Annotated in this window: 5 protein-coding genes; all 5 read left to right on the top strand. The window is 57.2% G+C overall.

What is annotated here, in order from left to right:
* Positions 1–96: 96 nt before the first annotated feature.
* The 5 genes from V8L70_RS22550 (at position 97) to V8L70_RS22530 (ending at position 4,496) form a co-directional block, all read left to right on the top strand.
* Positions 97–1,386 (top strand): tyrosine-type recombinase/integrase, encoded by a 1,290-nt coding sequence (locus V8L70_RS22550; protein WP_336270687.1) that lies wholly within the window; start codon positions 97–99, stop codon positions 1,384–1,386.
* A gap of 162 nt (positions 1,387–1,548) precedes the next feature.
* Positions 1,549–1,782, top strand: a complete 234-nt coding sequence (locus V8L70_RS22545) for a helix-turn-helix transcriptional regulator (RefSeq protein ID WP_015077980.1) — start codon at positions 1,549–1,551, stop codon at positions 1,780–1,782.
* Positions 1,783–1,790: 8 nt separating this feature from the next.
* Positions 1,791–2,177, top strand: a complete 387-nt coding sequence (locus V8L70_RS22540; protein ID WP_157826509.1) for a hypothetical protein — start codon at positions 1,791–1,793, stop codon at positions 2,175–2,177.
* 249 nt (positions 2,178–2,426) lie between these two features.
* The gene (locus tag V8L70_RS22535; protein WP_015077948.1) at positions 2,427–3,761 is read left to right on the top strand and encodes a helix-turn-helix domain-containing protein; all 1,335 of its coding nucleotides are present in this window, start codon (positions 2,427–2,429) and stop codon (positions 3,759–3,761) included.
* A gap of 369 nt (positions 3,762–4,130) precedes the next feature.
* On the top strand, positions 4,131–4,496 hold the full coding sequence (locus tag V8L70_RS22530) for a helix-turn-helix domain-containing protein (protein WP_336270686.1): 366 nt from the start codon (positions 4,131–4,133) through the stop codon (positions 4,494–4,496).
* The last annotated feature ends 100 nt before the right edge of the window (positions 4,497–4,596 follow it).

Raw genomic sequence — 4,596 nt, 5'->3', positions numbered from 1 at the left:
CACGAGTATTGAGCATAGACGAGTTTCGTGCAGAGGAGTCCTGATATCGGGCTGTCAGGAGCCGTATGCACAGCAGGCTTCATGTCTCGTTGATTGGTGCAGTCGTCTTCTGAAAATGACACCGACACCGGGGCGCCGGCACCTGGCTTGATGCTGATGATTTATCCCTCTGGCCGCCGCGCCTGGTTGTCCCGACTGACGGTATCCGCTGGCCATCTTCCACCCGCGACGCCTGGCGAACCGTTACGCCGGCGCCCTGGTCGACGTGTCGATGTCCAAATTGGCCCGTGGCCACAGTGGAGCCTAAACGAGGCCCGAGAGCGACACGGGGAGAACGCGGCCGCTGCGTCGCGTGGCCATGACCCGCGCTACCTGGTTGCTGCCAGCGAGGTGGTCCCGCTGTTCGGCGACATGATGCGCCGCTGGCTGGCTCACCTGGAACGCATGGGAGAGCTCGCCCCGTCGACTCTGGCCGCCCATTGCCAACGTTGGCAGGCCTATCTGTCGCGTCTCGACGGAGTGCCGGTCGATCAGCTGTCCCGACAGCACATTGCCCCGGAGCTGACCCGCGCCGCCGAGAGCTCGCCGGTACAGGCGCGGGCCACCCTGTCGACGCTACGTGCGGCGTTGGAATGGGCGCATGGCCAAGGTTGGATCGAAGACAATCCCGCCGCTGGCATGAAGCCATCTACCTATGGCGGCAAAGCCGGAAAGACGAGAAGCGTCACCCTGACGATCGAGGAATTGCGGGAAGTCTGGTCCACCCTTGAGGCCTGCCTTTTGTCGCCGGCAATGGTCGACGCCTTGCGTATGCTTATCCTGACCGGGGCCAGGCGTGCCGAAGTGGCCGGGATGCGTTGGGAAGAAGTAGATCTCGATCATGGCGTGTGGCATCTGCCGGCGACCCGCACAAAAACCAAGGAGCCCCGGGACGTATACCTATGTGAAGAGGCGCTGGAAATATTGCGCGCGCGCCTGCCTGCCGCTAAAGGGCCGGTATTCCGTGCGATCGGCCATGACAAGCCATTGACCCCGGATAGCTTGAGCACCGCCGTCAAACGCCTACAGCGGCAACCTGATCAGCGAGGCAAAGGAGGTGGCCTGCTGGCTCGCCTGGGTGCTGAAAAGCCGTTCACCGTCCACGACCTGCGCAGATCCGCCGCCACCCTATGGGGCGAGCATCTGGCAGTAGCTCCTCACATCATCGAGCGGTTGCTTGGTCACGCACCGGCCAACGCCATCGAAGCGGTTTATCAGCATCAGCGATACCGTTCAGAACAGCGTGAAGTCATTGCGCGGTGGGGCGCTCTGTTGCATGACCACGTGATTAACGACCCCGGCGACGCCGTGGTGCCGTTTCGTCGTAACACCACAGCGTCTGCTTGACTTGCCCCCGCCCATCACTCAGCAACGATAAGGCTGACCAGGACGTCGACCTTGTCATATTCAAACCGGAAAAGTGGCCAAAATGCGCCTGAGTCATGGAGGTATCGTCCAGTGACGCACAGTGATGTGCAGTGATGTGCGTCAACACAACTGGAGACGAATATGCAGAACAACGTGAACGATATCACTCCCGAATACCTCACCGACGAGCAGGCCGCTTTCCTGCTGGGCGGTCTATCACCCCTGACCTTACGCAACTCCCGCGTACGTGGAGTGCTACTCGGTCATAAGGCGCCGCCGTGGGTAAAGCTGGGTCGTCTCGTCCGCTATCGCCGGCGTGATCTATTGAAGTGGGCAGAGCGTAACGCGGTCGAACGCCGCACCGCTCAAGGCTAGGGGGTGTCATGACAATATCAATGGATCGCATCTTAGCCGATGCCGAAAAAAGCGCTTTATTCACGCGGCCGCCGCTAAAGATCGAGCTTTCGCTAGCACTCCTTGTCGAGGCCTACCACGAGAGCCGCTATGTGTGCGCCCTGGACGCGTTGCGCGTTAATGGCGACACATGCTGGCATAGCTCCATTGCTGAGCTGAGGCAAAAAGGCTTTGAATTCTTACAGCAACCTCGCCCGCATATGCACCGGCACGGCGGCCAAGCGCTGTATCAAGACTATCGCCTGTCGGTGAGAAGCATCGAAAAAGCCGAGAGCCTTTTGAAGCTCTATCGAGCGGGCAGAAGTCAGCCACCGATGAGTTCGCAGACAAAGACGAGCCCAGGGAAGAGCGCATGAATTTTATAAGAAGTGGTTGCTACCTGGGGATTTTTTCGACTTCACCGCATCATCTGGACGTTTTATGTCACAATGTTACGAAGAGGGCCGAGAGAGAGGCCTTAGAAAAGCGAAACCCCGGAATCCTTGGAAGCTGTGGCAGGCAAAAAGGAGACCGGGGCTACAGACGCCTTGGAGGGCGTGAATCTGTATGTTGAGTATAAACCAATTTTTAGCGGATAACACCCGCTGTGGAAACGGGGTGCGCACATGAGCGCATCAAATCCCGTTCCCGCGCAGCTTGACCTCATCTCAGAGCCAAAGAATTATCACGATTCAGAGCGGTGGGGATGGTTCTCCGTCCTCGCTCGACAGAGCGCCGACGGCGGACGTCTACGGCAGAGCTCCTATCGTCTCAATCAGTTGCCGAGCGTCATACAGGCAGCCCCCCGCGATCGTGACTGCTACATATCCCAGGGCGAATTCTCGGCACCCAACCGGCGCGTCGTTAATCTCGCCCGAATCGGGCTTCTGTTTCTTGATATTGATCCTGGCCAGGCCACTCACCTCGACGGCGATCAGTGGGCTATGCGTTGCCTGATGGCTTGTAAAGACGAGGGTATACCTGCCCCCTCCCTAATCGTGTTCAGTGGCCGTGGCGTTCACCTCAAGTGGCTGTTGAGCACTCCTGTGCCCCGGCAGGCGCTAATGAGATGGAACCTGGCTCAGCGCAACCTCGTAGAGCGATTCGAGCACTTGGGAGCCGATGCGGGCGCGAAAGATGCCAGTCGCGTATTGCGGCTGGAGGGAACGCGTAACAGCAAATCGGGTGAAGTGTGCCGTGTCGTATGGGAAGACCGAGGTACGGACGGAGATCTGGCCAGGTACGGTTTTGATGAGCTTTTCGACGAACTGGTCGATATGCCCCGTGAAGCGCTAAGAGAGACGATTAAGCAGCGAGAAGCAAGTAGGGGGCTGCGGGTAATCAAAGGCGGTCTACACGGGCTACGCAAGCTGTCTCAGCGCACGTTGGCCTGGGATCGGCTAGAAGATCTACGCACCCTTGCCAAGATGCGCGCCCACAGCATCGAGGGGCAGCGGATGTTGTTCCTTCACTGGTCAATAAACTTTCTGGCTCTCGCTGAGCCCATCAAGGCCAGTCATCTTCATTACGAAGCGCGTACCCTTGCCGCTGAGATTGCCCCCGGCTGGTCATATCGTGATTGTGACCTAAGCACTCAGTTTGCCAAGGCCAAAGCTCATGCGAGAGGCGAGAAGGTCGAGTTCAACGGACAAATGTACTCTCCGCTCTATACCCCCCGCAATGCAACGCTGATCGACACGTTCCAGATTACTGACGATGAACAACTACAGCTTAAAACAATCATCAGCAAAGCTGAGGCTAAGCGTCGGGATGCTGAACGTAAGCGAGAGTATCGCCGCAAGGCCGGTGCTCTCGATCGCGGGGAATACCTGTCTCAAGCTGAACAACGTCGAGAGGAAGCGCAAAGACTGCGCAATGAAGGGTTCAGCTACCGAAAGATCGCCACTGCTATGGAAACCAGCGTAAGCCAAGTACAGCGGATGTTGACCAACAACCAATAGGTGTACCCAAGTCCGTCCGTATTACTTGTGGTGGTAACCAATAGAGAGCTTCTGCCACCAGATCCATGTGTCTGACTAAGAGCATGGCTAGGTAGCGCTCAGGGTCTGCCCGGCTTACTTAAGCATACCGTATAGATAAGGTGTACCCAGGTCCGTCCGTATTACTTGTGGCGTAGCCAATAGGAGGGTAGCTCTGTCCTCTGCATCGCAGATGATATCGCTCGGTCAGTGGTCCATGCGTACTACTTGAGGGCGTAGCCTGGTGGGGTGATAACCAGTCCGTCCGTATTACTTGCCCTGGATAATCTGCAGTCTTTGAGTGAAGAGAGTCGCCTACCATCGCTGATTCCTTAGCTATGGAGATTCCCTGTGCCTGCCCCCACTCGTTTAGAAGTCGCTGAATATAACCGTGCTGTCGGCACTCGTATACGAGAAGCCCGTCAGCTAGCCGGTTTCAGTCAAGCTGGTCTTTCCGAAGCTATCGCGATTGATTCGAATCTCATGCCAAAGCTCGAATCCGGTGTAGATCTTGAAGACGGCGCCGCCCCCTGGGTGCTAAACCGGATTGCTACCACATGCGGCGTTAAAGTTGATTTTCTGCTGGGCCTGACTGAAGAGAGTGAGCCTGACGAGCCTGGGCCGACCTGGCGAGAGCTTGCTTATGTTTGTAATGCCAGCGCAGCGCGTGGACGTGAGCGACATGTACACGATCTAGAGGGTCGGCAACGATTCTGACGAAATCCTCCAAAAAGCGCATTAACCATCTGTTTTACAAGCCCTAAATTAACTATTTCATCGCGTGCAGACGATGCGTTACCTGCCGTATTCCCACACC

This window comes from Vreelandella arctica (assembly GCF_037070215.1).
Lineage (GTDB): Bacteria > Pseudomonadota > Gammaproteobacteria > Pseudomonadales > Halomonadaceae > Vreelandella > Vreelandella arctica.
Note: the sequence above shows the minus strand (reverse complement) of the source record. Positions and strands in the feature narration are given on the sequence as shown.